Source organism: Nocardia takedensis NBRC 100417 (genome assembly GCF_000308695.1).
Taxonomy (GTDB): domain Bacteria; phylum Actinomycetota; class Actinomycetes; order Mycobacteriales; family Mycobacteriaceae; genus Nocardia; species Nocardia takedensis.
Genome location: NZ_BAGG01000049.1, coordinates 1 through 23720 on the forward strand (window position 1 = coordinate 1; position 23720 = coordinate 23720).

The window sequence follows — 23720 nt, forward strand, 5'->3', positions numbered from 1 at the left end:
AGGGCGACGCCGAGGGCTTCGGCGATGCCCGCGCGGTCGGCGCGCGAGGTGATGCCGCGGCGGCTCAACTCCTCGGTGAACCGGCTGACGACGAACATCGCGTAGTCGATCGCCGTGCCGGTGGCGACCATCGTCGCGACCGAGAGGACCAGCGAGTCGAAGGCCAGGAATGTGGTGAGCCCGAACAGGACCCCGACCGCGACGGCGATGCCCGCCGCGGTGACGGTGATCGGGATGCTCGCCGCGACCACCGCGCCGAGGGCCAGCAGCAGGACGGCGGCCGCGACCGGCAGACCGAGGGCTTCGGCGCGGCGCAGGTCCGAGGTCTCCAGCGCCATCAGGTCGGCCTGGATCGGCGCGTAGCCGGTGAGACCGGTCTCGATTTCGGGTACGGCGACGGCGGCGATGGCGGCCTGGAGTCGTTCGGCAACGTCGACGCGGTCGGCCATGGCGCCGTCGACGCCGACGATCGCGAACGCGGTGTGGCCGTCGGCGGAGATCTGCAGCGCGGGCAGTCCCTCGTGGGGGCCGACCACTCCGGCCACGCCCGCCACGCCCCTGGCCGCGTCGAGCGCGGCGTCCAGCGCGGCGCGGAACTCCGGGCTGTCGACGCGGTGGCGCGCGGAATGCGCGACGAGCAGGTCCTGTTCGGCGCCGAGGTCGGCGAAGTGTTCGGCGGCGAGTTGTTCGACGCGGGCGGAATCGGAGCCCGGTACCGCGTAGTCGGGCGCGCCGAGGCGGTCGTGCAGGGCGGGGAAGGTGGCGGCGCAGCCGACGGCGAGCACGATCCAGGCCAGGACGACCAGGCGGCGATGCCGGGCCATCAGCCGACCCCAGCGGCCGAGCGGCCCCGGCGACGGGGTGACCGCCGGGGGCGCGGCGGTGGCGTGCAGAGTCATCGACCCTCCCAGGTAACTGTTACCTGAAAGCCACTCTCAGGTATGTGTCAGTGTAGGAACGCCGACGGCGACCGTGCAAGAGGGACGCGCGCCCGCCGATCGCCCACGACCCCGAACCGGTCGCGTAATCCGTTCGGCCCGACCGGATTCGCCCGGGTACTGTGCCGACCCATGGGGACAGATCCGGGAAGAAACAGTTACCTCGACCAGGTCGTGGCGCAGTCCGCCGCGCTGGAGGACGACCTGCGCACACGCAAACCGGCGGCCCCCGCGGCCGCGCCGCCGCCGCCCGGCGCGCCCGCGCCGCGCGGGGTGATGGCCAAACGCGCCGAGCGGGCGGGTCAGCCCGCGCAGTCGGCGGGGCCCGGCCCCGTGGAGGTGAAGATCACCGGATTCTGGCGCAGGCGAACGGTTCTCGTTCCCCCGAACGCCTTCGTCGTGCACACCCGCCGGGGGCGTGGCGAACCCGTGCACATCGGTCTGGGCGTCTCGTTCCGCTTCGATCCGAGCACCGATTCGTTCCTGGTGGTCCCCGGCGCGATGCAGACCATCCTCATCAACGCCTACTGCATCTGCAGCGAATTGCAGGGCGTGCTGGTCCAGGGCTACGTGCAGTGGATCATCGAGGATTTCGCCACCGCCTACCGGAAACTGGACTTCTCCGACGCCGAGGACCCCATGCGCCTGGTGAACATCCAACTGCGCGAGCAGGCCGAGGCGGCCATCAAGGACAAGGTCTCCACCATGGGCGTGCGCGACGTGCTCAGCGACAAGCAGCCCATCATCGAGGAACTCACCGCCCGACTGCGCGCGGTCGCCGAGGGCAGCGCCGACGGCGACCGCGGTCTGGGGTTGCGCATCGTCACCGTGCAGATCAAGGAGGCGGTGGTCAGCTCCTCGACCCTGTGGGAGAACCTCCAGAAGCCCTACCGCAGCGAACAGAGCCAGATCGCGCGGTTGGCCGAACTGGCCGCCCACGAGGTCATCTCGGCCCGGGAGGCCCAGACCCACCGCGCGGCCGAGCAGCGACGCATCGAGAACGAGCGCGAACTGGCCGAACTGCGCGCGCGCAACGAGGCCGCCGCCTTCGACCGCGAGACCGCCGAACAGTTGCGGCGCACCACCCGCGAGCACGACGACCAGCGCGCGGTCGCCGATCTGGAGCAGCAGACCGCCACGCACGCGCTGCGCCTGGAGCGCGAACAGCACGCCGAACAGGCCGAGAACCTGCGCAGGCGACAGGAATTGCGCCGCCAGGAACTCGACGGCGAGTTGGCGCTGACCGAGGCCAGACTGCGCGCCGAGCACGAAGGCGAACTGCTCGACCTCGAACGCGACCGACTGCGGGTGGTGGCCGCCAACGCCCGCAACGGCGCGAGCATCCAGGCGCAGTTGATCGAGAATCTGCCGCAGATCGTCTCGCAGTTGCCGACGCCCGCCGAACTGCGCACCTATCAACTCGGCGGCGACGTGTCGGGACTGTCGGCATTGCTGACCCAACTCGGCGGCCTGCTCGAGTCATGGACGGCGGACCGGTCCGATCAGCGCCGCGACGGCTGAGCCCGGGCCGACACACGACGGTGGCCCGACTCGCGGGGAGTCGGGCCACCGGGCGGAACGAGCGTCAGCCTGCCGCGGCGGGGAGCCAGTGCACGGCGGCGACAGCGGGGCGTTTTCGCATGGCCGCGAAACTGTGTCGCGCGGGGCTGATCAATGCGGTGAACCATGAGCGGCGATGCTCGGCGAGCGCGGCCGCGACAGCGGGGATCTCGATGCAGTGCACGCCTCCCGCCATTCCCAGGCGGTGGCGACCCGTCTGGTTGATTCTGGTGCCCAATGATGTTCCTTTGCTAGCTGGTGTGGCCTGGATCGCCAGGGCGAAGATTAGCCGAAGAAATGGGCGGCGCAGGGGATTTTGCGACCGCGATTGTCCCGGCGTGTCGGAAAGTTGTCGTCGGCGTGGCGCATTTCGCCGGAAATGTTGCGAATCGGTCTCGGGGTAGTCACGGAACGGGCAAAGCGCCCGCCGGGTGGTGAATTCCGAAATGCCGGTGGGTAATCACGCGCTTCGGGGGTGAAAGTCCCTCGGGCGGTAGTCGCCGTGCGGTGCCCGGGTGGGCGCGTGGGGGCGATGCGAGACTGTGGGGCATGTTGCGGATCGGCCTCACCGGAGGCATGGGAGCGGGCAAGTCGACGGTGGCGCGAATCCTCGCCGAGCGGGGTGCGGTGATCGTGGATTCGGATGTGATCGCCCGGGAGGTGGTGGCTCCCGGCACCGAGGGCCTGGCCGCGCTGGTGGCGGCGTTCGGCCCGGAGATCCTCGACGCGGACGGCGCTCTGGACCGCCCGGCCCTGGCCGCCCGCGCGTTCGCCGACGACGAATCGCGCGCGACGCTGAACTCCATCACCCACCCCTTGGTGGGTCGGCGCACCACCGAACTGATCGCGGCGGCCGCGCCGGACGCCATCGTGGTGCAGGACATCCCGCTGCTGGTGGAGAACAATCTCGCGCCGTTCATGAATCTGGTGCTGGTGGTCGACGTGCCCGCCGAGACCCGGTTGCGGCGGTTGGTGGAGTTCCGTGGCGTGGACGAGGGCGACGCGAAAGCGCGGATCGCGGCCCAGGCCACCGACGAGCAGCGACGTCTGGTGGCCGACGTCCTGCTCGACAACAGCGGTCCCGAGGGCGCGGTCGAACCGGTGCTGGCCGCGCTCTGGGACGACAGGCTCGTGCCGTTCGAGCGGAATCTGCGCGCAGGGACGCCCGCGCCCGCCGAGGCGACGGTCGTGGCCGCCGACCCGGAGTGGCCCGCGCAGGCGCGGCGGTTGATCGCGCGGTTGTGGGTGGCCTGCGGGGCGAACGCGACGCGCATCGATCACGTCGGCGCGACCGCCGTCCCGGGGCGAGCCGCGCCCGATCTGCTCGAGATCCAGATCACCGTGGCCGACGCCGCGCACGTCGACTCGGTGCGCGCGGCGCTGGGCGGCGCGGGTTTCCCGGCGCTGCCCGCAGGCACTGTGCCCGCCGCGAAGTCGGAGTCGTCGGGCACGGGCTCGTCGGAACCGTCGGACGCGGGGTTGTCGGACGCGGGGTTGTCGGACGCGGGGTTGTCGGACGCGGAGTCGTCGGACGCCGAGGCCGCCCGTGATCGCCCGGCCGAATCGTGGCACGGCAACGCCGATCCGGGGCGGCCCGCGACGGTCGTGGTCCGGGTGCAGGGCTCGCCCGCCCAGGTCGCCGCTTCGGCGGAAACGGGGTAGTCGACCGCCGCGCAGCTCTGAAACATCAATGTTTCGGAAACTGCCGTGCGGGTGCGCCGTGCCGGATAGTGTCGTGCTCGCCCACCTGGAGTGGGAGGCATCACAGGAAGTGGATCCAGCATGACAGCACAGCATCGGCGTCTGCGTCGCGCGGGCACCGGCCTCTCGGCCTTCGGCGCGGTCGCGGCCATCGCGGTTCTCACCGCCCCGCACGCCTCGGCCTGGGTCGGGGAGATCAGCGTCAGCGGCACCGAGCACAAGGTCGGATGCAGCTACACGATCACCGCGACGGTGGAGATCGACCGGCTCACCGAGGTCCGGTTCACCGACAACGGCAAGGCCATCCCCGGCAGCCCGGTGACCCCTTCGCTGCTCTCGAACAAGGTCACCCTCAAGTGGACCCCCGAGACCGCGGGCAACCACAAGATCGAGGCGCGCCAACTGCTGATCAGCGATTCGGTCACCATCGCGGTCGCCGAGAAGCCCGCGAGCACCGGCAGCGCGGGCGGCGGATGCGGCGGCGGACTCGGCGGACTGATCCCCGGTCTGTCCAGCAACTGAGTCGAGAGGATCGCCGCGGGGCGATCCCCTCGCCGTCGTCCGGTCGGGGGACGGCGGCCGTCGCGGGCGGCTACTTCCAGGTCAGGGTGATGTCGAGGGTCTCGAGCCACCGTTCCAGGGAGTAGCCGTTGGCGGCGATGCCATCGATGGCGGCGGTCGCGCGTTCGATCGCCGCCTGCGATTCGGCCGCGCCGAGCAGTCCGGCGGCGTGCGCGGCCAGCAGTTCGTCCACGTCGAGCAGTTCCAGGTCGCGGCCGGTGCGCACGACGATGTCGAGGTAGTGGTCCACCGAGGTCCACTGCCCGGCGCTGCCCCTGGTGAATTCGCCCAGGTCGAGGTAGTAGTTCTGATCCCGCCGGTGTTCGGGCCGGTAGTGGAAGATCGTGGCGCGCAGCGCCAGCTCCGGCAGCAGCCACGATTCGAGATAGTGGAATTCCGGGTGGTCGGCCGAGCGCGCCATGTACAGGCCGAACGGCTCCACGTGATAGCGCTCGACCTGGCGGACCAGACCCTTGGGATCGGTGTTGGTCAGACCGGGCACGTCGAAGTGTTCGACCTTGGGCTTGTGCACGTGGACTTCCGGCGCCTGCGTCATGCACCCAGAATCTACCGCCGTGGCCGCGCCGTCGAGCCGAGCGCCCGCCGTCCTCGTCGCCCGGAATGTGTCGGTGGCGGGGCCTAGGCTGGTGAGCATGGCATTCGCAACCGAGATTCCGGCCGAGGGCTACGAGGACCGCGCCCACGGCGAGACGCCGCTCGCGCACTCGGAGTTCCGTCCGGTCGGGGAGATCGAGCGGGCCGACGGGCGGTTCCGCGTCGTCAGCGACCACCGGCCCGCCGGTGACCAGCCCGCCGCCATCGCCGAACTGGAACGCCGGGTCACGGCGGGGGAACGCGATGTCGTGCTGCTCGGCGCCACCGGCACCGGCAAATCGGCCACGACGGCATGGTTGATCGAGAAATTGCAACGGCCCACGCTGGTCATGGCCCCCAACAAGACGCTGGCCGCCCAGTTGGCCAACGAACTGCGCGAGATGCTGCCCGACAACGCGGTCGAGTACTTCGTCTCCTACTACGACTACTACCAACCCGAGGCGTACATCGCCCAGACCGACACCTACATCGAGAAGGACAGCTCGATCAACGACGACGTCGAGCGGCTGCGGCACTCGGCCACCTCGTCGCTGCTGTCGCGGCGCGACGTGGTCGTGGTCGCCTCGGTGTCGTGCATCTACGGCCTGGGCACCCCGCAGTCCTACCTCGACAGGTCCGTGCAACTCGAGGTCGGCACGGAGATCGATCGCGACGCGCTGCTGCGCCTGCTGGTCGATGTCCAGTACACCCGCAACGACCTGTCGTTCGTGCGCGGCTCGTTCCGGGTGCGCGGGGACACCGTCGAGATCATCCCGTCCTACGAGGAACTCGCGGTGCGCATCGAGTTCTTCGGCGACGAGATCGAGGCGCTGTACTACCTGCACCCGCTGACCGGCGATGTGGTCCGCCAAGTCGACACGCTGCGGATCTTCCCGGCCACCCACTATGTGGCCGGTCCCGAACGCATGGAGCGCGCGGTCCGCGACATCGAGGCCGAACTCGAGCAGCGGTTGGCCGAATTGGAGCGCCAGGGCAAGCTGCTCGAGGCCCAGCGCTTGCGCATGCGCACCCAGTACGACCTGGAGATGATCCGTCAGGTCGGGTTCTGCTCGGGCATCGAGAACTATTCGCGGCACATCGACGGTCGCGCCGCGGGGTCCGCGCCCGCGACGCTGCTGGATTACTTCCCGGAGGATTTCCTGCTCGTCATCGACGAGTCCCACGTCACGGTGCCGCAGATCGGCGGTATGTACGAGGGCGACATGTCGCGCAAGCGCAACCTGGTCGAATTCGGCTTCCGGCTGCCCTCGGCGATCGACAACCGGCCGCTGACCTGGGAGGAATTCGCCGACCGGATCGGACAGACGGTCTACCTCTCGGCCACCCCGGGGCCCTACGAACTCGGGCAGTCCGGCGGCGAGGTGGTCGAGCAGGTCATCCGGCCCACCGGCCTGGTCGATCCGCACGTGGTGGTCAAACCGACCAAGGGGCAGATCGACGATCTGGTCCACGAGATCACCGCGCGCACCGAACGCGACGAACGCGTGCTGGTCACCACGCTGACCAAGAAGATGGCCGAGGATCTCACCGACTATCTGCTGGGCATGGGCGTGCGGGTGCGTTACCTGCACTCCGAGATCGACACCCTGCGCCGGGTGGAGTTGCTGCGGCAGTTGCGTCTGGGCGAATACGACGTGCTGGTGGGCATCAACCTGCTGCGCGAGGGGCTCGACCTGCCGGAGGTGTCGCTGGTGGCGATCCTGGACGCCGACAAGGAAGGGTTCCTGCGCAGCAGCACCAGCCTCATCCAGACCATCGGCCGCGCGGCGCGCAACGTCTCCGGCGAGGTGCACATGTACGCCGACAAGATCACCGATTCGATGCGGCACGCCATCGACGAGACCGAGCGCCGTCGGGCCAAGCAGGTCGCCTACAACACCGAGCGCGGCATCGACCCGCAACCGCTGCGCAAGAAGATCGCCGACATCCTCGATCAGGTCTACCAGGAGGCCGACGACGAGGTCGCCGTCGGCGGGTCCGGCCGCAACGCCAGTCGCGGCAGGCGCGCCCAGGGCGAGCCCGGCCGGGCGGTGAGCGCGGGCGTGATCGAGGGGCGCGACGTCAAGTCGATGCCGCGCGCCGAACTGGCCGATCTGGTCACCGAACTCACCGCGCAGATGATGAACGCCGCCCGCGAACTGCAATTCGAGTTGGCGGGCAGGCTGCGCGACGAGATCGCGGACCTGAAGAAGGAATTGCGCGGCATGGACGCGGCCGGTCTGAGTTGAGCCCGCACCGGTCCGCGTCCGCGCCGGGGCGTTCAGCCCTGGGTGGCCATCCATTCGTTCACGCGGCGCTCGGCCTCCTCGCGCGAGACGTCCTCGACGCGGGTCATCACCGCCCAGCGGTGTCCGAACGGGTCCAGGACGACGCCGTAGCGGTCGCCGGTGACGAAGGTCTGCGGTTCCTCGGCGCTGCGCGCGCCGTGGTCGAGCGCGCGGCGGATCACGGCGTCGACGTCGGGGCAGTAGTGCACGATCGAGGTGTGCACCCAGTCGCCTGCGGGGGCGAGCACGCCGTTGTCGGGGATGGGCATGCCCAGTTGCAGGGTGGAGTCGCCGAAGCGCAGTTCGGCGTGCGCGGGTTGGCCGTCGGGCAGGTCGTTGCGGCTGATCACCTCCGCGCCGAACACGGCGCGGTAGAACTCGATGGCCTTGTTGCCGTCCGGCACGGCCAGGAAACAGGTGATCGAGTGGTAGCCCTCGGGGATGGGGGACACGGTGGGATCGGTTGTCTCGGTCATGGCTTCGAGCCTGCTCGCTCGGCCCGGCCGGGTCTTGTAAGAACGCGACACCGTGGCTGAGGCGGGCGCGGTCCCCGGTCCCGAGGACCGCAAGGGCATCCTGCATCCCGACGAACAGGCCAAGTACCGCACGCTCGCGCGCCTGCCCGCCGGTCCGGTGACCGGCCGTTTCGTCGAGTGGTACTGGTCGGTGCGCTGGGACCTGCGCGGCCGCGCGCCGTACCGGGCCGAGGTGCTGTCCTTCCCGTGCGTGAACGTCACCTTCGAACGGGACGGCGCGCGGGTCGGCGGATTCGTCAACGGGGTGAGCACCGGGAAATACATTCGCGAACTGTCCGGGGTCGGCGAGACTTTCGGCGTCCGTTTCCGCGCGGGCGGTTTCGGGGCCTGCACCGGATTGGACGTCGGGGCCTTCAAGGATTCGGCGATCGCGTTGACCGAGGCGATACCGGCGGCGGTCGGACTGTCCGAACGGGTGCTGGAGGCATCGTCCGATGCCCGACGGCGCGAGGTGGCCGAGGAATTCTTCGCCGGTCTCCCGGTCCCGGCCGATCCCACTTATCCGCTGGTGCTGCGGATCGTGGCGGCGATGGAACACGATCCGGAGTTGACCCGGGTCGATCAGGTCACCGATCGGTTCGGCGTCGGCGCGCGGACGCTGCAACGGATGTTCCGTCGCTACGTCGGGGCCGGGCCGAAGTGGGTGCTGCGCCGCTACCGACTCCAGGACGGCGCGGATCTGCTCGCGCGCGGGCGATTCGCGGATCTGGCGGCGCTGGCGGCCGAGTTGGGCTACTTCGATCAGGCGCATTTCTCCCGCGAGTTCACCGCCGAGATCGGAATGGCGCCGCTGGAATACGCGAAGAATTCGATACGATCGCGCGACGAGGTCACCTCGAAAGTCTTTCCGGCGGGCCGATAGGCGGGTGGCGGTGGCCGGAATCACGAAGCCGTCCTCTGTGATGAATCTCCCAGGGCCGCAAACGGGTTGGCGGAGTTTGTGATGGGTCACAGAATTCGGCCGGAGAAATGGGGTAGGCGCTGGTCGGTCGGCGGGCCGCAAACCGATCCCGGCGTGCCGGCGGCGAAAGGCGCGACACCGCCGAGTGTGATGTGTTGCGATTTCTGAAATTTCCGGACGATTTGCCGCTAGGGTCGAGCGCAGTCGCCGCACCGGTGCCCCGACCGTCCGGAAAGCGCCGGTGCCGAGGCACCCGACCCGCATAGTTGGAGGACACACATGACCGCCTACCGGACCATTGTCGTCGGTACCGATGGCTCGGACTCGTCATACGTCGCCGTCGACAAGGCCGCCTCGCTGGCGGGCGCCGCCGGCGCGACCCTGGTGGTGGCCTGCGCCTACTACCCGACCGACGATCGCGACGTCGCCGCCGCCGCGGACGTCCTCAAGGACGAGGCGTATCAGGTCCGCGGCTCCGCGCCCACCAACGAGATCCTGCGCGTGGCCCGTGACCGCGCGACCGCCGCGGGAGCCAAGGAGATCGTGGAGCGCGCCGTGGTCGGCGAACCCGTCGACAGCCTGCTCGACCTGGTCCGGGAGGTACAGGCCGATCTGCTGGTGGTCGGCAACCGCGGCCTGAACACCTTGGCCGGGCGGCTGCTCGGCTCGGTGCCCTCCGACGTGGCGCGCAAGTCGCGCTCGGATGTGCTGATCGTCCACACCGTCCGCTGATCGACCCCCGACGTCCCGCGGTGCGCCCGGCGCGCACCGCGGGACGTCGTCATGTCCGGGCCAGTGCGGACAGCTCCGGCGGCAGGTCCTCGGTGTGCACGACGTGCAGTCGCTGGGTGGCGCGGGTCAGCGCGACGTAGAGATCGTTGCGTCCGCGCGGCGATTCGGCCACGATGCGGCCCGGCTCGACCAGGATGACCGTGTCGAATTCCAGGCCCTTGACCTCGGCCACGGTGAGCACGCGCACCGATTCCGCGGCGAGTTCGGACAACTGGTGGACCGCGGCGTGCGGCACGATCACCGCGGTGGTTCCCGGCCCGCGTCCGCGCGCGATCGTCTCGGCCAGCGTGGCGCGCACCTCCGCGGGCGCGACCCGGTGCGCGAGCGGCGGATGACCCGATTCGCGCACCGAACGCGGCGCGGCCGCACCGGGATCGATGGCGGCCAGCACCTCGGCGGCCACGGCCATGATCTCGGCCGGGGTGCGGTAGTTCACGGTCAGCTCGGTGAGCTTCCAGCGTTGGGCCACATACGGTTCCAGCATCGCGCCCCACGAGGACGCGCCCGCGGGGTCGCCGGTCTGGGCGACGTCGCCGACCACGGTGATCCACCGGTTCGGGATCCGGCGCATCACCATGCGCCAGGCCATCTCCGACAGTTCCTGCGCCTCGTCGACGATGACGTGCCCGTAGGTCCAGGTGCGGTCGCCCGCGGCGCGTTCGGCGGTGGTCTGCCGGGCCCGCACGTCCTGGCGTTCGGCGAGTTGACTCGCGTCGATCAGGTCGTAGGCCATCAGGATCTCGGGATCGAGTTCGTCTTCGAGGTCCTGCGGCGCGGACCCGGTGAGGATGTCGAGGGCGTCCTGCGCTTCGGCGAGTTGGGCGCGCCAGCGCTTGCGGGAGCGTTCGCGCTCCTCGGTGTCGTCCACGCCGAGCAGTTCGGCCAGTTCGTCGAGCAGGGGGGCGTCGGCGGCGCTGAATTCGCCGTCGTCCGCGCGGTGCAGTTCGGCGCGGTCCGCCGCGGCCAGGCTCGCGCCCGCGCGGTCGAGGCGCTTCGGGTCGGCGAACAGGTCGGCCAGCACCTCCTGCGGCGACAGGATCGGCCACAGTCGCCCGATCGCCGCCTGCACTTCCGCGTCGGCCTTCATCTCGTCGCGGATCTCGGCCAGGTCGGTGCGGCTGAGCAGACTCGGTCCGCCGGACAGGTCCGCGCCCATGGTCTGGGCGAGTTGATCGGTCAGCGCGTCGATGACCGAGGTCGCGAAGATCGGGCGGGCCAGGTTGTGCGGGCGGCGCGAGGAGCGGGCCCGGCCGCGCGCCTTGGTGGCGATCTTTCGGTCGAGGGTGACCGGGTAGCCGTCGAAGGTCAGCGCGATCGGCTGCGCCGGGATCTCCTGCCGGTCGCGGACCGCCTGTTTGAGCACCTCCAGGATCGCCGAGGACCCTTTGACCTCCCCGGCCCGCAGCGAGTCCTCGCGGGTCGCCTTCACGCCCGGATACAGATCGCCGATGGTGGACAGCAGCACGCCGGTCTCGCCGAGGGAGGGCAGCACCTGGCCGATGTAGTCGAGGAAGGTGGCGTTGGGGCCGATGATCAGCACGCCCGCCTTGGCCAGTTGCTGGCGGAAGGTGTAGAGCAGGTAGGCGGCGCGGTGCAGCGCCACGGCCGTCTTGCCGGTGCCGGGACCGCCCTGCACGACCAGCACGCTCTTGTGCTCGGAGCGGATGATCGCGTCCTGCTCGCTCTGGATGGTCTCCACGATGTCGTTCATGTGGCCGGTGCGCGCGGCGTTGAGCGCGGTCAGCAGCGCGCTCTCGCTGCCCACGCCGCCCGCGTCCTCGACGGTGCCCGCGCGACGGGCGGCGGCCAGGTCCAGGTATTCGTCGTTGACCGCCGTGACCCGCCGGTTGCGGGTGCGCAGGTGCCTGCGCCGGACGACGCCGTCCGGCGCGGCGGTGGTGGCCAGGTAGAACGGCCGGGCCAGCGGGGCGCGCCAGTCCAGCAGCAGCGGTTCGTAGTCGTCTTTCTCGTCGAGGATGCCGAGCCTGCCGATGTAGCGGCTCTCGCCGTCGCCGTCGGCGGGGTCGGTGCTGCCGTCCAGATCGATGCGCCCGAAGCACAGGCCGTGCTCGGCGGCATCGTATTTGGCCAGGTCCTCGGTGTAGAGCTGGGTGAACGACTCGCGTTCGGTGCGGGCCTGCGGGGTGCCGCCGGTCTCCAGCAGCACCGTCGACAGGCGTTTCTGGGCGTAGGCGCGCATCTCGTCGAGTCGCTCGTAGAGCAGGCTCAGGTGCGACTGCTCGTGGGCCAGGTCGGCGTCGGGGTCCGCCGGCCGCGCGGGGCTGTCGCGCTCGGGCGTGCCCGCGTCGCCGTCGCGTTCGGCACGGTCCTGGGTGAGGCGGTCGGGCACGCTGGACTCCTTGTCACCGCGAGGGGGTGCGCGACGGGGTTGCGCGCACGAGTGAAAACAGAGTTGTCGAGCTTACTGCGGATCGGCGGGTCGCGCCGCCCGCGCAGGTCGGGGGCCTGTCGGAGGTCTCAGGAGGCGTGGGTGCTGTTCGGACGCAGACCCGCGCCGAGCGCGCCGTCGCGGTGGCCGGTGGATTTGGCGCGATACATCGCCAGATCGGCGTCGTGCAGGACCGCCTCGGGGGTGCGGTGATCGTCGGAGGCCAGGCCGGTGACGCCGATGGAGGCGTTGACCTCGATGCGGTGGCCGCGCGCGATGATCGGTTCGGCCATCGTGGTGTGCAACCGCTCGACCAGCGCGTCCACGTCGAGCCTGCGCGGACCGCCGGACAGCAGCACCAGGAATTCGTCGCCGCCCAGGCGTCCGACCAGGTCGTCGGCGCGCAGGGCGCGCTGCAACCGCTGGGCCACGATCTGCAGGACGGTGTCACCGATGGCGTGACCGAGGCTGTCGTTGATCGCCTTGAAGCCGTCGAGGTCGATGAACATCACCGTCGAGACCGGCAGATCCTCGCTGGTGGCCAGCGCGGCCGCCAACTGCGACAGGATCAGCGACCGGTTGGCCAGCCCGGTCAGCGAATCGTGGGTCGCCTGGTATTCCAGCTGTCGTCTGCTGGCCCGGAACTCGGTGATGTCGGCGAAGGAGGACACCGCCGAGGACCGCGGATCGTCGGGGTTGAGCAGGCGACTGCTGCCCGAGAGCCAACGCCGCTGACCGTCCTGGCGGTCGACGCCGAAGACGTAGCCGGTGATCGTCTCGCCGGTGGCCAGTGTGCGGGCGACCGGATGCCGGGTGGGCGGCAGCGGCCGGGCGTTGGCGTCGAGCAGCACCATCGGCAGTTCGTCGATGGTGCGCCCGGTCAGGTCGCCGGGGCCCTGCTCGCTGCCGAAGATGCGTCCGGCGGCGGGGTTGGCCGATTCGATGCGACCGGTGCGGTCGATGACGACCACGCCTTCCTCGAGCTGGGAGACCACGGTGGTGAAGTGCTGTTCGGCGCGCCGCGCGGCCGCTTCGGCGGCGCGCTGGGCGGTCAGGTCGTGGATGACCACCTGGTAGGCGAGTCGGTCCAACCACGGCGTGCGCACCGAGACCGTCTCGACCTGCACGAATTCGCCGTCCAGGCGCAGCAGCGTCATCTCGGTGGGATCGGAGGCCGCGCCCTCGGTGTCGATCTGGCCGATGCGGTCGAGCATGGCGGGGACCGAGCGCGGGTGGACGAAGCGGGTCAGCGGTTGGCCGATCAGTTCCTCGGCGTCCTCGGCGGCGAGCAGGCGGACGGTGGCCGGGTTGACGTAGACGATCCGACCGCCCTCGTGCACGCAGATCCCGTCGGGGGTGTGCTCGACCAGGGATCGGTAGCGCTGCGCGAGTTGCTCGGCGGTGTCCGCCGAGCGCTCGGCTGCCCTGTCCTCACCCACTCGTCAACCCCCGATCGTCGACCGTTTCCGGATACCCGCCGCGCAGATTCGACCTGATTCCGAGGTGCACGAGATCACACCGACTCTATTGTTTCGCTCACAACTGGGCGTTCCATCATGACTTGTCCGGCTCGATCATGACAGAGAACCCGACGTTCTCGCCCGGTCCGAACCGATCCCGATATCGCGGAGACACCGTAGAGGAGCCACCTGATGTCCGGCGCCACCCCATCCACCGTAGAGCACGCGCGCGATCGCCCGGCGATCGCCGGGATCGGGGCGGTCACGGGGTACGGATGGGATCGCGAGGCACTGTGGCGGGGGCTGGTCGAGGGACGGTCCGCGGCCACCTTCGAGCCCGGCTACGGCCTGGACGGCAGCGATCACGGCTGGGTGGCGCTGGTGCCGGAGGGCGGCGACCCGGCGATCGGCGGCAGTCGCTACGGCCGCGCGGTGCACGCCTCGGTGCGCGAGGCGGTCGCCGACGCGCGGTCGCGAGGTTGGCGTCCGGGGCGCACGGTGGGCTTGGTGCAGGGGTTCGTCCTGGGCGACGTCGCCAACTGGCGGGAGTTCTATCTGCGCGACGACGGCCGCCGTCGGTCCCGGGATTTCCTGCGTCTACTCCCCTCGACGCCGCTGTCGGTGCTCATGCAGGAATACGGCTGGCGCGGCCCGTCGATGAACGTCTCCGCGGCGTGCAGTTCGGCCAACGCGGCGCTGCTCACCGCCCGGATGTGGCTGGACCACGGCCTGGCCGACGACGTGATCTGCGTCGCGAGCGACCTGTCGGCGACCCCCGAACTGGTCGAGCACTTCGTCCGGATGGGCGCGGCCGTCGCCGACGACGAACCGCTGCGGGTCTCGCGGCCGTTCCAGCAGGGCAGTCGCGGATTCAGCATGGGGGAGGCGTCGGTGGCGTTCGTGCTGAGCCGCACCGTCGACCGCCCCTACGCCCGGGTGCTCGGCGGCGCGATGACCAACGACGCCTACCACGTGGTGTCGGTGGAACCCGGTCACGAGAACATCCTGGAATGCGCGCGACTGGCCTTGGCCGACGCCGGGGTCCGGGCGTGGGAGGTCGACTATTTCAACGCCCACGGCACCGGAACCCGCCAGTGCGACGACGCCGAACGCGACCTGCTCGCCCGGGTCTTCGCCGACAAACCGTGGGTGTATTCGGTCAAACCGCTGGTCGGCCACTGCCAGGGCGCGTCGGCGGGCGTGGAACTCGCGGTGGCGGCGCTCGGCTACGAACGCGGTCTGGTGCCCGCCGCGCCGATCGTCGCGCCCGCCTACGAACGGTTGCTCGACGGCGTGCACCCGTTCGGCGGCGGGATCACCGCGAAATTGGCGCTCGGCATGGGCGGGCACAACTCGATGGTGCTGATCGGTCCGCCGGACTGACCGCCGGTCGGTCGGGAGAGGAAGGTCGTGCGGGCGGCGACGGTCATTCCGGAGGCAGCGGCACCGACCAGCACAGGCGCGTGCCGGGCATCCCCTCCCGGTCGGCGTCCTCGGGACGGCCCGCCGGACCGACCACGAAATCGCCGTCGGCCTTCTCGGCGCGCTGTTGTAGATTGCGCAATCCGCTGCGGACCACGTGATTCGGGATGCCCCAGCCGTTGTCGGTCACCACGATGGTCAGATCGTCGTCCACGCTGATCTCCACCGCGACCGTCTCGGCGCCCGAATGCCGGACCGCGTTGCTGACCGCCTCGCGCACCACGGCCTCGGCGTGATCGGCCAGTTCCGCCTCGATCACCGACAGCGGACCGGTCACCTGCATACTCGCCCGGACCGGCGTATCGGCGGTCTGGCGGCGCAGCACCTGTTCCAGGCGGTGTTGCAGTGTGGTCCCGCCGTCGCCGCCGTGCAGGTCGAAGATCGAGGTGCGGATCTCCTGGACGACCTCCTGCAGCTCGTTGACCACAGTCGAGAGTCGTTGGCGCACTTCGGGAACCACCGCCTTGGGGACCGCGCCCTGCAAAGTGAGCCCGATCGCGAACAGTCGCTGGATGACGTGATCGTGCAGGTCGCGGGCGATGCGGTCGCGGTCGGCGATGATGTCGAGTTCGCGGACCCGGCGCTGGGTGCCCGCCAACTGCATGGCCAGCGCGGCCTGATCGGTGAACGCCGCGGTGAGTTCGACCAATTCGTCGGAGTACGGCGCCGATCCGGCGGGGCGCACGGTGACCAGCACGCCGAGGGTGGAATCGGGGGTGCACAGCGGAAGGATCAGCGCCGGACCGACATCGGGGATCACCACGCCCAGGTCGATCGCAGCGGCGTCATCGAAGCGCAGGGGAGTGCGGCGCGCGAACGCCTCGCCCAGCGCGGTGTTCTCGGTGAGCGCGGGCAGGCCGGCGTGCTCCGCGCCCGGCCCGGCCCAGCGGGTCACGATCAACTCCTCGTCGTCCTTGCTCGCCGCGCCCGCCAGGAACGACCGGTGTGATCCGGTGAGGGTGCGCGCGTGGTCGACCACTTGGGCCAACACCTGATCCGGTTCGGTGCCCTTGAGGAATTCGGTCGCGATGTCGCGGGTGGCCTCGATCCACGCCTGCCGGGTGCGCGCGGATTCGTAGAGGCGCGCGTTGTCCACCGCGATGCCCGCGGCGGCGGCCAGCGCCTGCACCAGCACGTCGTCGTCCTCGGTGAAGGGCTGCCCGCCCGCCTTCTCCGTCAGGTAGAGACTGCCGAAGATCTCGTTGCGAATGCGTACCGGCACACCGAGAAAGGTGCGCATCGGCGGGTGCCCCTCGGGCAGGCCGACCGAATCCGGGTGCTGGGTCAGGTCATCCAGGCGCAGCGGTCGCGGCCGGGTGAACACCGCGCCGAGAACCCCGTGGCCCGCGGGCAGTCGGCCGATCCGCTCGCGGGTGATCTCGTCCATGCCCTCGTCGATGAACTGGGTGACCTGGTGGTCGTGGCCGAGCACCGCGAGCGCGCCGTAGCGCGCGTCGACCAGGCTGGTCGCGGTGCGCACGATGGTGCGCAGGGTGTCGTCGAGGTCGAGTCCCGAAGTGACGGTGAGCATCGCCTCGACCAGACCGTCCATCCGGTCGCGCGAGTCGATGATGAGTTCGACGCGTTCCTTGACCTCGCTGAGCAATTCGCGAAGTCGCAACTGCGAGAGCGTGTCCCGGACCGAGTACACCTCACCGGCGTCGTCCTCGGTCATCGCCGAACCCCGTCCCGCGGACAAGAAGTGACCGCCGCGACCCGGGTCCGATTCCCGGATCGGGGACTTTCGGCCCTGTACGCGGCGGCGCGGGAACGGTGGGATGGTCGGATCGGAGGATTAGAGAGCAGAGGTGTCCTATGAATTCGTCGCAGCCGTTGTACCTTTCGGAGCAGTGGACCACTGCCTCCGATCCCGATCTCGCCGTCACCACCCGCGGCGCCGTGCCGCCCGCCGACGTCACCAGAGCCGTGCGCGCCATCGGACGGGTGCTGCGCCGTCACCACCTCGACGTCCCCGCCAGGGTACGGGTCACCGCCCCGGAGGACCACGACCAGCCCACCGTCGTGCAGGCCAACATCCGGATGCACGACGTGCCCACCCGGGTCCAGGTCACCGGCCCGCGCGGCTTCGCCGTCACCTTCGCGGTGGAACGACTCGACCGCCAGATCACCCGACTGGCCTCCAACGAATCCCGCTGCTGGCCCGATCCGGCCCGGCCGCCGCTGGCCCGGATCACCGACCCGCGCCCGATCACCCGCCGCAAGGAATGCGCGCTGCTGACCGGAACCCCCGAGGAGGCCACCTCGGTGATGGACGCGATGGACTACGACTCCTACCTGTTCACCGACGCCGAATCCGGTGAGGACGCGCTGGTCTGCTGGGCCGACCCGGTCGGTGTGGTGCTGGCTCGCCAGCGCGCGAGTTTCGCGCCCGCCGCCCCGGCGGAACGGCCGCTGACCGCGAGCGCGCTGCCGGTCAGCGTGCGCCCGGACCCGACGCCCACGCTCACCGAGGCCGAGGCGGCCACCTGGCTGTGCCGCGCGGGCCTGCCGTTCCTGTTCTTCACCGACGAGCGCACCGGACGCGGCACCCTGCTCTACCGTCGCTACGACGGCGATCTCACCGTCGTCGTTCCCGCCTGAACCTTCGGCGCCGCCGGTCCCGCCCGCCGCGCCGGTCACGACTGCCGCGCCGATCCCGGATCCTCGAGTCGTGAGGCCAGCACCGCCGCCTGGGTGCGCCGCTCCATCCCGAGTTTGGCCAGCAGTCGGGAGACGTAGTTCTTGACCGTCTTCTCCGCCAGGAACATCCGCGCCGCGATCTGGCGATTGGTCAGACCTTCGCCGAGCAGGGCGAGCAGTCGCCGCTCCTGATCGGTCAGCCCCGCCAGCGGGCCGCCCTCGTCGACGCCGCCGCGCAGTCGCGCCTTGAGCGCCGCCGCGGCCCGGTTGTCCAGCAGTGAGCGCCCCGAGCCGATCGCCTTGATCGCCTCCGCGAGTTCCATGCCCTTGATGTTCTTCACCACATAGCCGCTCGCGCCCGCCAGGATCGCGTCGAGCATGGCGTGCTCGTCGGTGTAGGAGGTCAGGATCAGACAGCGCAGGCCCTCGGTCCCCGCGAGCAGATCGCGGCACAGTTCGATGCCGTTGCCGTCGGGTAGGCGCACGTCGAGCACCGCGACGTCGGGTCGGGCCGCGGCGATACCGGTCATCGCGTGGGCCACATCGCCCGCTTCGCCGATCACGCTGAGTTCGGGATCACTGTCGATCAGATCGATCAGGCCACGCCGCACGATCTCGTGGTCGTCGACCAGGAACACCTTGATCACGCTCGCCTCCCAGCGATTTCGAACCCCCGGCACGTCCCGCCCTCGCGAGCGCCCCCTACGGTTCTGCCCCGTATCACCGTAGCGCCGGCGGCGGGCCCGGTGTCGCGAAATCGTTGCTGGAGGCGAGCATCACCCGGCCGCGCGCGAACAGCGGGGATAGTCTGGAAAGCGCGCGTGACCCGCCGTGTCCGATCCGCCGGGCCGCCGACGCGCGAGCGCGGCCCGCGCGAAACCCGACGGGGACGGTTCGCGGGCGCGGGAGCGGGGTAACGCCGACCCACGGAACTTGTCGGTGGTCGCGCCTAGCATGTCGGCGGGGGTACGCCCGGGGACTGCCGCGCAGGTCGGCGGCAGGTCCGGGCGGGCGCGCGCTCGAGCGAACGTCGCGTGGATCGAACATCGAGACGAATGAGAAGGGACTCACCTGGTGGCCGAACGCCTCACCGTGCGCGGAGCTCGGGAGCACAATCTGAAGGGAGTCGACCTGGATCTGCCCCGCGACAGTCTCATCGTGTTCACCGGTCTGTCCGGCTCCGGCAAATCCAGCCTCGCCTTCGACACCATCTTCGCCGAGGGCCAGCGTCGGTACGTGGAATCGCTGTCGGCCTACGCCAGGCAGTTCCTCGGGCAGATGGACAAACCCGATGTCGACTTCATCGAGGGGCTCTCGCCCGCGGTCTCCATCGATCAGAAATCGACCAACCGCAACCCGCGTTCCACCGTCGGCACCATCACCGAGGTCTACGACTACCTGCGTCTGCTCTACGCGCGCGCGGGCACCCCGCACTGCCCGGTCTGCGGCGAACTCATCGCCAAGCAGACTCCGCAGCAGATCGTCGACCAGGTGCTCGCCATGCAGGAGGGCGTCCGGTTCCAGGTGCTGGCGCCGGTGGTGCGCACCCGCAAGGGCGAATTCGTCGACCTGTTCGACCAGCTCAACTCCCAGGGCTACTCCCGTGTGCGGGTCGACGGGGTCGTCTACCCGCTCACCGATCCGCCGAAGCTGAAGAAGCAGGAGAAGCACGACGTCGAGGTGGTCGTGGACCGGCTCGCCGTCAAACCCCAGTCCAAGCAGCGGCTCACCGATTCGATCGAGACGGCGCTGCGCCTGGCCGACGGCATCGTCGTGCTGGATTTCGTGGATCGCGAGGAGAACGCCCACGACCGCGAGCGCCGCTTCTCCGAACGGTTGGCCTGCCCGAACGGTCACCCGCTCGACATCGAGGATCTCGAGCCCCGCTCGTTCTCCTTCAACTCGCCCTACGGCGCCTGCCCCGACTGCACCGGTCTTGGCATCCGCAAGGAGGTCGACCCGGACCTGGTGGTGCCCGACCCGGAACTGAGCCTGGCCGACGGCGCGATCGCGCCGTGGTCGCGCGGGCAGACCGCCGAATACTTCACGCGGTTGCTGTCCGGGCTCGCCGAAGCGGTCGGCTTCTCCATGAAGACGGCGTGGAAGGATCTGCCGCCGCGCGCCCGCAAGGCCGTGCTCGAGGGCAGTTCCGACCAGGTGCACGTCTCCTACACCAACCGCTACGGCCGCAAGCGCTCCTACTACGCCGATTTCGAAGGCGTGATGCCGTTCCTGCAACGGCGCATGGACAACACCGAGTCCGAGCAGATGAAGGAGCACTACGACGGGTACATGCGCGACGTGCCGTGCCCGGTCTGCCACGGCGCGCGCCTGCGCCCGGAAATCCTCGCGGTCACCATCGCCGCGGCCGGGGAGCGCAAATCCATCGCCGAGGTCAGCGAACTGTCCATCGCGGACTGCTCGGCCTTCCTCAACGCGTTGACGCTGGGGGAGCGCGAGGCCGCGATCGCGGGCCAGGTGCTCAAGGAGGTGCAGGCGCGGCTGGGCTTCCTGCTCGACGTGGGGCTGCAATACCTGTCGCTCTCGCGCGCGGCGGCGACGCTGTCCGGCGGCGAGGCCCAGCGCATCCGGTTGGCCACCCAGATCGGTTCCGGTCTGGTCGGCGTGCTCTACGTGCTCGACGAACCGTCCATCGGCCTGCACCAGCGCGACAACCGCAGGCTCATCGACACCCTGACCAGGTTGCGCAATCTCGGCAACACGCTGATCGTGGTCGAACACGACGAGGACACCATCCGCGCCTCGGACTGGGTCGTGGACATCGGCCCGCTCGCCGGCGAGCACGGCGGCAAGGTCGTGCACAGCGGACCGTACGAAGAACTGCTCACCGATCCGCATTCGCTCACCGGGGCCTACCTGTCCGGCCGCGAGCGGATCGAGGTGCCGATGGTGCGCAGGCCGATCGACCGCAAGCGCAGGCTCACCGTCGTCGGCGCCACCGAGCACAACCTGAAGAACATCGACGTCGCCTTCCCGCTGGGCGTGCTCACCGCCGTCACGGGCGTCTCGGGTTCGGGCAAGTCCACGCTGGTCAACGACATCCTGGCCACCGTCCTGGCGAACAAGCTCAACGGCGCGCGACAGGTGCCGGGCAGGCACACCCGGGTCAACGGACTCGACCACCTGGACAAGCTGGTCCAGGTCGACCAGTCGCCGATCGGCCGCACCCCGCGCTCGAACCCGGCGACCTACACCGGCGTGTTCGACAAGATCCGCACCCTGTTCGCGGCCACCACCGAGGCCAAGGTGCGCGGCTACCAGCCGGGCCGGTTCTCCTTCAACGTCAAGGGCGGTCGCTGCGAGGCGTGTTCGGGCGACGGCACGCTCAAGATCGAGATGAACTTCCTGCCCGACGTGTACGTCCCGTGCGAGGTGTGCCACGGCGCGCGCTACAACCGGGAGACCTTGGAGGTGCACTACAAGGGCAAGACCATCGCCGAGGTGCTGGACATGCCCATCGAGGAGGCCGCCGAGTTCTTCGAACCGGTCACCTCGATCCACCGCTACCTCAAGACGCTGGTCGACGTCGGCCTCGGGTACGTGCGACTCGGGCAGAGCGCGCCGACGCTGTCCGGCGGTGAGGCCCAGCGCGTCAAGTTGGCGGCCGAACTCCAGAAGCGCTCGACCGGGCGCACCGTCTACATCCTGGACGAGCCGACCACCGGTCTGCACTTCGAGGACATCCGCAAACTGCTCGGCGTCATCAACGGTCTTGTCGACAAGGGCAATTCGGTGATCGTCATCGAGCACAATCTCGATGTCATCAAGACCTCGGACTGGGTGATCGACATGGGTCCCGAGGGCGGTTCCGGCGGCGGCACGGTCGTCGCCGAGGGCGCTCCGGAGGAGATCGCCGAGGTCGCCGACAGCTACACCGGGCAGTTCCTGAAGGAGGTGCTGGCGGCCCCGCCCGCCACCGAGCCCACCTCCGCGGCCGCCCGTCGCGCCGCCCGCGCCGAGAAGTCCGCGCGGGCCGCGGTTCCGGCGAAGAAGGCCCCCGCCAAGGCCGCCGACGCCGCGAAGAAAGCGCCGGCGAAGAGCGCGCCCGCCAAGAAGACCGCCGCGAAGAAAGCGGCGGCCGAGAAACCGGCGGCCAAGAAGACGGCCGCGGCGAAGAAGGCCGCCGAACCCGCGGCCGCGCGCAGGCTCGCCCGCAAGGCGGCGGCGCTGCGCTGATCCGTGCGCGGGAGCGGTCGTCCCGGTGAACCACGGTTCCCGGGGCGGCCGCTTCGGCGTTCGTCCGCGACGCGTGCGCCGCGGAGCGCGCCACGCTGTCGGGTGACAGGGTCGCGGGCTGTCTATTCCACAGGGGTGACGTGGGCAGGACTGTGAGTGCGCCGAAAACCGGGACAAAAGTGAAATAGGCGTGTGTAAGATCGCCCTACCTGTCCGGTAGCGATCGGGCAGCGGCCTTGTGTGAACCGGGATACCGGTGTGAGAAAGGAAGTCCCATGGAAGGCGTCGACATCGGCGCGCTGGTCGCCACGATCCTGCAGTTCCTCGGCACCGGCTCGTCCATCAACTACACCCCCGGCGCCTGAGCGCGCTCTCGAAAGGAAGCACCACATGGACACCGGAAGCGCGGGTTTCACTGCCCTCTTCACGGCCCTGGCCAACATGATCAGCAGCGGCTCATCCATCTCGGTGACCCCCGGACAGTGACCCGTGGGGCGGGGTCGGCGCGCGGCCGGCCCCGCCGTCGCGTTCAGGCCGACTTCTCGACCACCCCGTGGATCAACTCGGCCAACGCCGCGGGCTCCGACCACATCGGCCAGTGCCCCGTCGGCAGATCCACCAGATCCGCGCCCACCCGCGGCACCTCCGCGAAGATCGGCGCCTCACCGCTCGCGCCCAACTGGCCCACCAACTCCGCGGTGATACTCGTGCACACCACCGTCGTCGGCACCTCCAGTCGCGCGGTCGACTCGCTCAGCGCCAGTGGCGCTCCCGCGATGCTCGCGGGCTGGGACACCGCACGCTCCCGGAACTTCGCCAGCGCCGCCTCGTCCAGTCCGGCGAGGCTGTTGCCTTCCGCCTCCAGTTCGGCCCACGACGGCAGGACCACCTCGCGGTCCGCGCCGAGATCCTCGCGCAGCGCGATGCCGTCGGGGATCGGTGCGCTGTCGACGTAGATGGCGTGCCGGATGCGGCCCGGTGCGCGGTCGGTGGCCAGGTAGGCGGGGACCGCGCCGCCGGAGTGGGCCACCAGCACCGCGTCGTCGTCGGGGCCGATGGCCGCCAGGATCGCCTCGGCCTGATCGTCGAGGGTGGCCGTGAGCCGGTCGGTGTCGTCGGGGTCCAGGCCGGGCAGCGTGAGGGCCCGCACGTCGTGGCCGTACCCGCGCAGGGTTCCGGCCACCTCGTCCCAAGCCCACGCGCCGAGCCAGAATCCGGGTATCAGCAGAATGCGAGTCGCCATGCCCTCACCCTGCCCTACGGCACCGACAGATTCGGCGCGCGTGCGGAGTCAGTGGACGGGGCCGGTGTACTTCTCGCCCGGCCCCTGCCCCGGCGCGTCCGGATGCGCCGACGCCTCGCGGAAAGCGCGCTGCAACGATTGCAGCCCTTCCCGGATCGGGCCCGCGTGCGGCCCCAGGTACTCCACCGAGGCGGTGACCAGTCCGGCCAGCGCGGTGATGACCCGGCGCGCCTCGTCCAGGTCCAGACGCGGGCTCGCGCCGGGTTCGACCTCGGCCAGACCCAACTTCTCGGCCGCCGAACTCATCAGCATGACGGCCGCGCGGCTGATCACCTCCACCGCGGGGATGTCGGCGAGCTCGCGCACGGTGGCGTCCGGCTGTTCAGTCATGTCCGAAAGGCTAGGCCATGCCCGGCGGGGCCGAACGCGCCGGGACGG

The 23720-nt window shown here is 70.1% G+C and carries 18 protein-coding genes and 1 pseudogene; 9 read left to right on the forward strand and 10 right to left on the reverse strand.

Going from position 1 to position 23720, the window contains the following annotated elements:
* Nucleotides 1-899 (reverse strand): MMPL family transporter (locus ON30_RS10325; protein WP_040706138.1); only part of this gene is annotated, 899 nt, incomplete at its 3' end.
* A 171-nt stretch (nucleotides 900-1070) separates the two neighbouring features.
* On the opposite strand from ON30_RS10325, the gene ON30_RS10330 reads away from it, so the two are divergent.
* The gene (locus tag ON30_RS10330; RefSeq protein WP_040706086.1) at nucleotides 1071-2459 is read left to right on the forward strand and encodes an SPFH domain-containing protein; all 1389 of its coding nucleotides are present in this window, start codon (nucleotides 1071-1073) and stop codon (nucleotides 2457-2459) included.
* A 64-nt stretch (nucleotides 2460-2523) separates the two neighbouring features.
* Here ON30_RS10330 and ON30_RS38980 read toward each other — a convergent pair whose 3' ends face one another.
* Nucleotides 2524-2736: a hypothetical protein gene (locus tag ON30_RS38980; protein WP_040706088.1), complete on the reverse strand. Its 213-nt coding sequence runs from the start codon at nucleotides 2734-2736 to the stop codon at nucleotides 2524-2526.
* A gap of 311 nt (nucleotides 2737-3047) precedes the next feature.
* On the opposite strand from ON30_RS38980, the pseudogene coaE reads away from it, so the two are divergent.
* Nucleotides 3048-4148 (forward strand): annotated as a pseudogene (gene coaE, locus ON30_RS10340) (dephospho-CoA kinase); the annotation flags it as partial.
* Nucleotides 4149-4280: 132 nt separating this feature from the next.
* Nucleotides 4281-4721: a hypothetical protein gene (locus ON30_RS10345; RefSeq protein ID WP_040706089.1), complete on the forward strand. Its 441-nt coding sequence runs from the start codon at nucleotides 4281-4283 to the stop codon at nucleotides 4719-4721.
* 70 nt (nucleotides 4722-4791) lie between these two features.
* On the opposite strand, the gene ON30_RS10350 is transcribed toward ON30_RS10345, so the two are convergent.
* On the reverse strand, nucleotides 4792-5316 hold the full coding sequence (locus tag ON30_RS10350; protein ID WP_040706092.1) for a ribonuclease FAU-1 family protein: 525 nt from the start codon (nucleotides 5314-5316) through the stop codon (nucleotides 4792-4794).
* Nucleotides 5317-5413: 97 nt separating this feature from the next.
* Here ON30_RS10350 and uvrB point away from each other — a divergent pair, with 97 nt between their 5' ends.
* A complete protein-coding gene (gene uvrB / locus ON30_RS10355; protein ID WP_040706094.1) occupies nucleotides 5414-7603 on the forward strand; it encodes an excinuclease ABC subunit UvrB in 2190 nt (729 codons plus the stop codon).
* Between the two features lie 32 nt (nucleotides 7604-7635).
* Here uvrB and ON30_RS10360 read toward each other — a convergent pair whose 3' ends face one another.
* Nucleotides 7636-8118, reverse strand: a complete 483-nt coding sequence (locus ON30_RS10360) for a VOC family protein (protein ID WP_040706096.1) — start codon at nucleotides 8116-8118, stop codon at nucleotides 7636-7638.
* A gap of 52 nt (nucleotides 8119-8170) precedes the next feature.
* On the opposite strand from ON30_RS10360, the gene ON30_RS10365 reads away from it, so the two are divergent.
* On the forward strand, nucleotides 8171-9040 hold the full coding sequence (locus tag ON30_RS10365; protein WP_040706098.1) for a helix-turn-helix domain-containing protein: 870 nt from the start codon (nucleotides 8171-8173) through the stop codon (nucleotides 9038-9040).
* A gap of 318 nt (nucleotides 9041-9358) precedes the next feature.
* On the forward strand, nucleotides 9359-9811 hold the full coding sequence (locus tag ON30_RS10370; protein ID WP_040706100.1) for a universal stress protein: 453 nt from the start codon (nucleotides 9359-9361) through the stop codon (nucleotides 9809-9811).
* 49 nt (nucleotides 9812-9860) lie between these two features.
* On the opposite strand, the gene ON30_RS10375 is transcribed toward ON30_RS10370, so the two are convergent.
* Together ON30_RS10375 and ON30_RS10380 are read right to left on the reverse strand one after the other, a co-directional pair.
* On the reverse strand, nucleotides 9861-12122 hold the full coding sequence (locus ON30_RS10375) for a HelD family protein (RefSeq protein WP_040706141.1): 2262 nt from the start codon (nucleotides 12120-12122) through the stop codon (nucleotides 9861-9863).
* 227 nt (nucleotides 12123-12349) lie between these two features.
* The gene (locus ON30_RS10380; protein ID WP_040706102.1) at nucleotides 12350-13699 is read right to left on the reverse strand and encodes a sensor domain-containing diguanylate cyclase; all 1350 of its coding nucleotides are present in this window, start codon (nucleotides 13697-13699) and stop codon (nucleotides 12350-12352) included.
* A gap of 213 nt (nucleotides 13700-13912) precedes the next feature.
* Between ON30_RS10380 and ON30_RS10385 the strand changes: the two genes are divergently transcribed.
* Entirely contained in the window at nucleotides 13913-15103 is a 1191-nt protein-coding gene (locus tag ON30_RS10385) for a beta-ketoacyl synthase N-terminal-like domain-containing protein (RefSeq protein WP_051029157.1), read from the forward strand.
* 43 nt (nucleotides 15104-15146) lie between these two features.
* On the opposite strand, the gene ON30_RS10390 is transcribed toward ON30_RS10385, so the two are convergent.
* Nucleotides 15147-16877, reverse strand: coding sequence for a sensor histidine kinase (locus ON30_RS10390; protein ID WP_040706104.1), 1731 nt, complete (start codon nucleotides 16875-16877; stop codon nucleotides 15147-15149).
* 140 nt (nucleotides 16878-17017) lie between these two features.
* Here ON30_RS10390 and ON30_RS10395 point away from each other — a divergent pair, with 140 nt between their 5' ends.
* On the forward strand, nucleotides 17018-17803 hold the full coding sequence (locus ON30_RS10395) for a sigma 54 modulation/S30EA ribosomal C-terminal domain-containing protein (RefSeq protein WP_051029158.1): 786 nt from the start codon (nucleotides 17018-17020) through the stop codon (nucleotides 17801-17803).
* A gap of 35 nt (nucleotides 17804-17838) precedes the next feature.
* On the opposite strand, the gene ON30_RS10400 is transcribed toward ON30_RS10395, so the two are convergent.
* On the reverse strand, nucleotides 17839-18489 hold the full coding sequence (locus tag ON30_RS10400; RefSeq protein WP_040706106.1) for a response regulator transcription factor: 651 nt from the start codon (nucleotides 18487-18489) through the stop codon (nucleotides 17839-17841).
* Nucleotides 18490-18916: 427 nt separating this feature from the next.
* Between ON30_RS10400 and uvrA the strand changes: the two genes are divergently transcribed.
* Entirely contained in the window at nucleotides 18917-22039 is a 3123-nt protein-coding gene (gene uvrA, locus ON30_RS10405; RefSeq protein WP_040706108.1) for an excinuclease ABC subunit UvrA, read from the forward strand.
* 529 nt (nucleotides 22040-22568) lie between these two features.
* Here uvrA and ON30_RS10410 read toward each other — a convergent pair.
* Together ON30_RS10410 and ON30_RS10415 are read right to left on the reverse strand one after the other, a co-directional pair.
* Nucleotides 22569-23282: an alpha/beta fold hydrolase gene (locus tag ON30_RS10410; protein WP_040706110.1), complete on the reverse strand. Its 714-nt coding sequence runs from the start codon at nucleotides 23280-23282 to the stop codon at nucleotides 22569-22571.
* A gap of 48 nt (nucleotides 23283-23330) precedes the next feature.
* Nucleotides 23331-23672, reverse strand: a complete 342-nt coding sequence (locus tag ON30_RS10415; RefSeq protein ID WP_040706113.1) for a DUF1844 domain-containing protein — start codon at nucleotides 23670-23672, stop codon at nucleotides 23331-23333.
* Nucleotides 23673-23720: the final 48 nt, after the last annotated feature.

Excerpts from the sequence above, each read along its gene's own strand:
- ON30_RS10330 (WP_040706086.1), top strand. The coding sequence starts at position 1,071 with ATGGGGACAGATCCGGGAAGAAACAGTTACCTCGACCAGGTCGTGGCG.
- ON30_RS10345 (WP_040706089.1), top strand. The coding sequence starts at position 4,281 with ATGACAGCACAGCATCGGCGTCTGCGTCGCGCGGGCACCGGCCTCTCG.
- ON30_RS10350 (WP_040706092.1), bottom strand. The coding sequence starts at position 5,316 with ATGACGCAGGCGCCGGAAGTCCACGTGCACAAGCCCAAGGTCGAACAC.
- uvrB (WP_040706094.1), top strand. The coding sequence starts at position 5,414 with ATGGCATTCGCAACCGAGATTCCGGCCGAGGGCTACGAGGACCGCGCC.
- ON30_RS10360 (WP_040706096.1), bottom strand. The coding sequence starts at position 8,118 with ATGACCGAGACAACCGATCCCACCGTGTCCCCCATCCCCGAGGGCTAC.
- ON30_RS10370 (WP_040706100.1), top strand. The coding sequence starts at position 9,359 with ATGACCGCCTACCGGACCATTGTCGTCGGTACCGATGGCTCGGACTCG.
- ON30_RS10385 (WP_051029157.1), top strand. The coding sequence starts at position 13,913 with ATGTCCGGCGCCACCCCATCCACCGTAGAGCACGCGCGCGATCGCCCG.
- ON30_RS10390 (WP_040706104.1), bottom strand. The coding sequence starts at position 16,877 with ATGACCGAGGACGACGCCGGTGAGGTGTACTCGGTCCGGGACACGCTC.
- ON30_RS10395 (WP_051029158.1), top strand. The coding sequence starts at position 17,018 with ATGAATTCGTCGCAGCCGTTGTACCTTTCGGAGCAGTGGACCACTGCC.
- ON30_RS10410 (WP_040706110.1), bottom strand. The coding sequence starts at position 23,282 with ATGGCGACTCGCATTCTGCTGATACCCGGATTCTGGCTCGGCGCGTGG.
- ON30_RS10415 (WP_040706113.1), bottom strand. The coding sequence starts at position 23,672 with ATGACTGAACAGCCGGACGCCACCGTGCGCGAGCTCGCCGACATCCCC.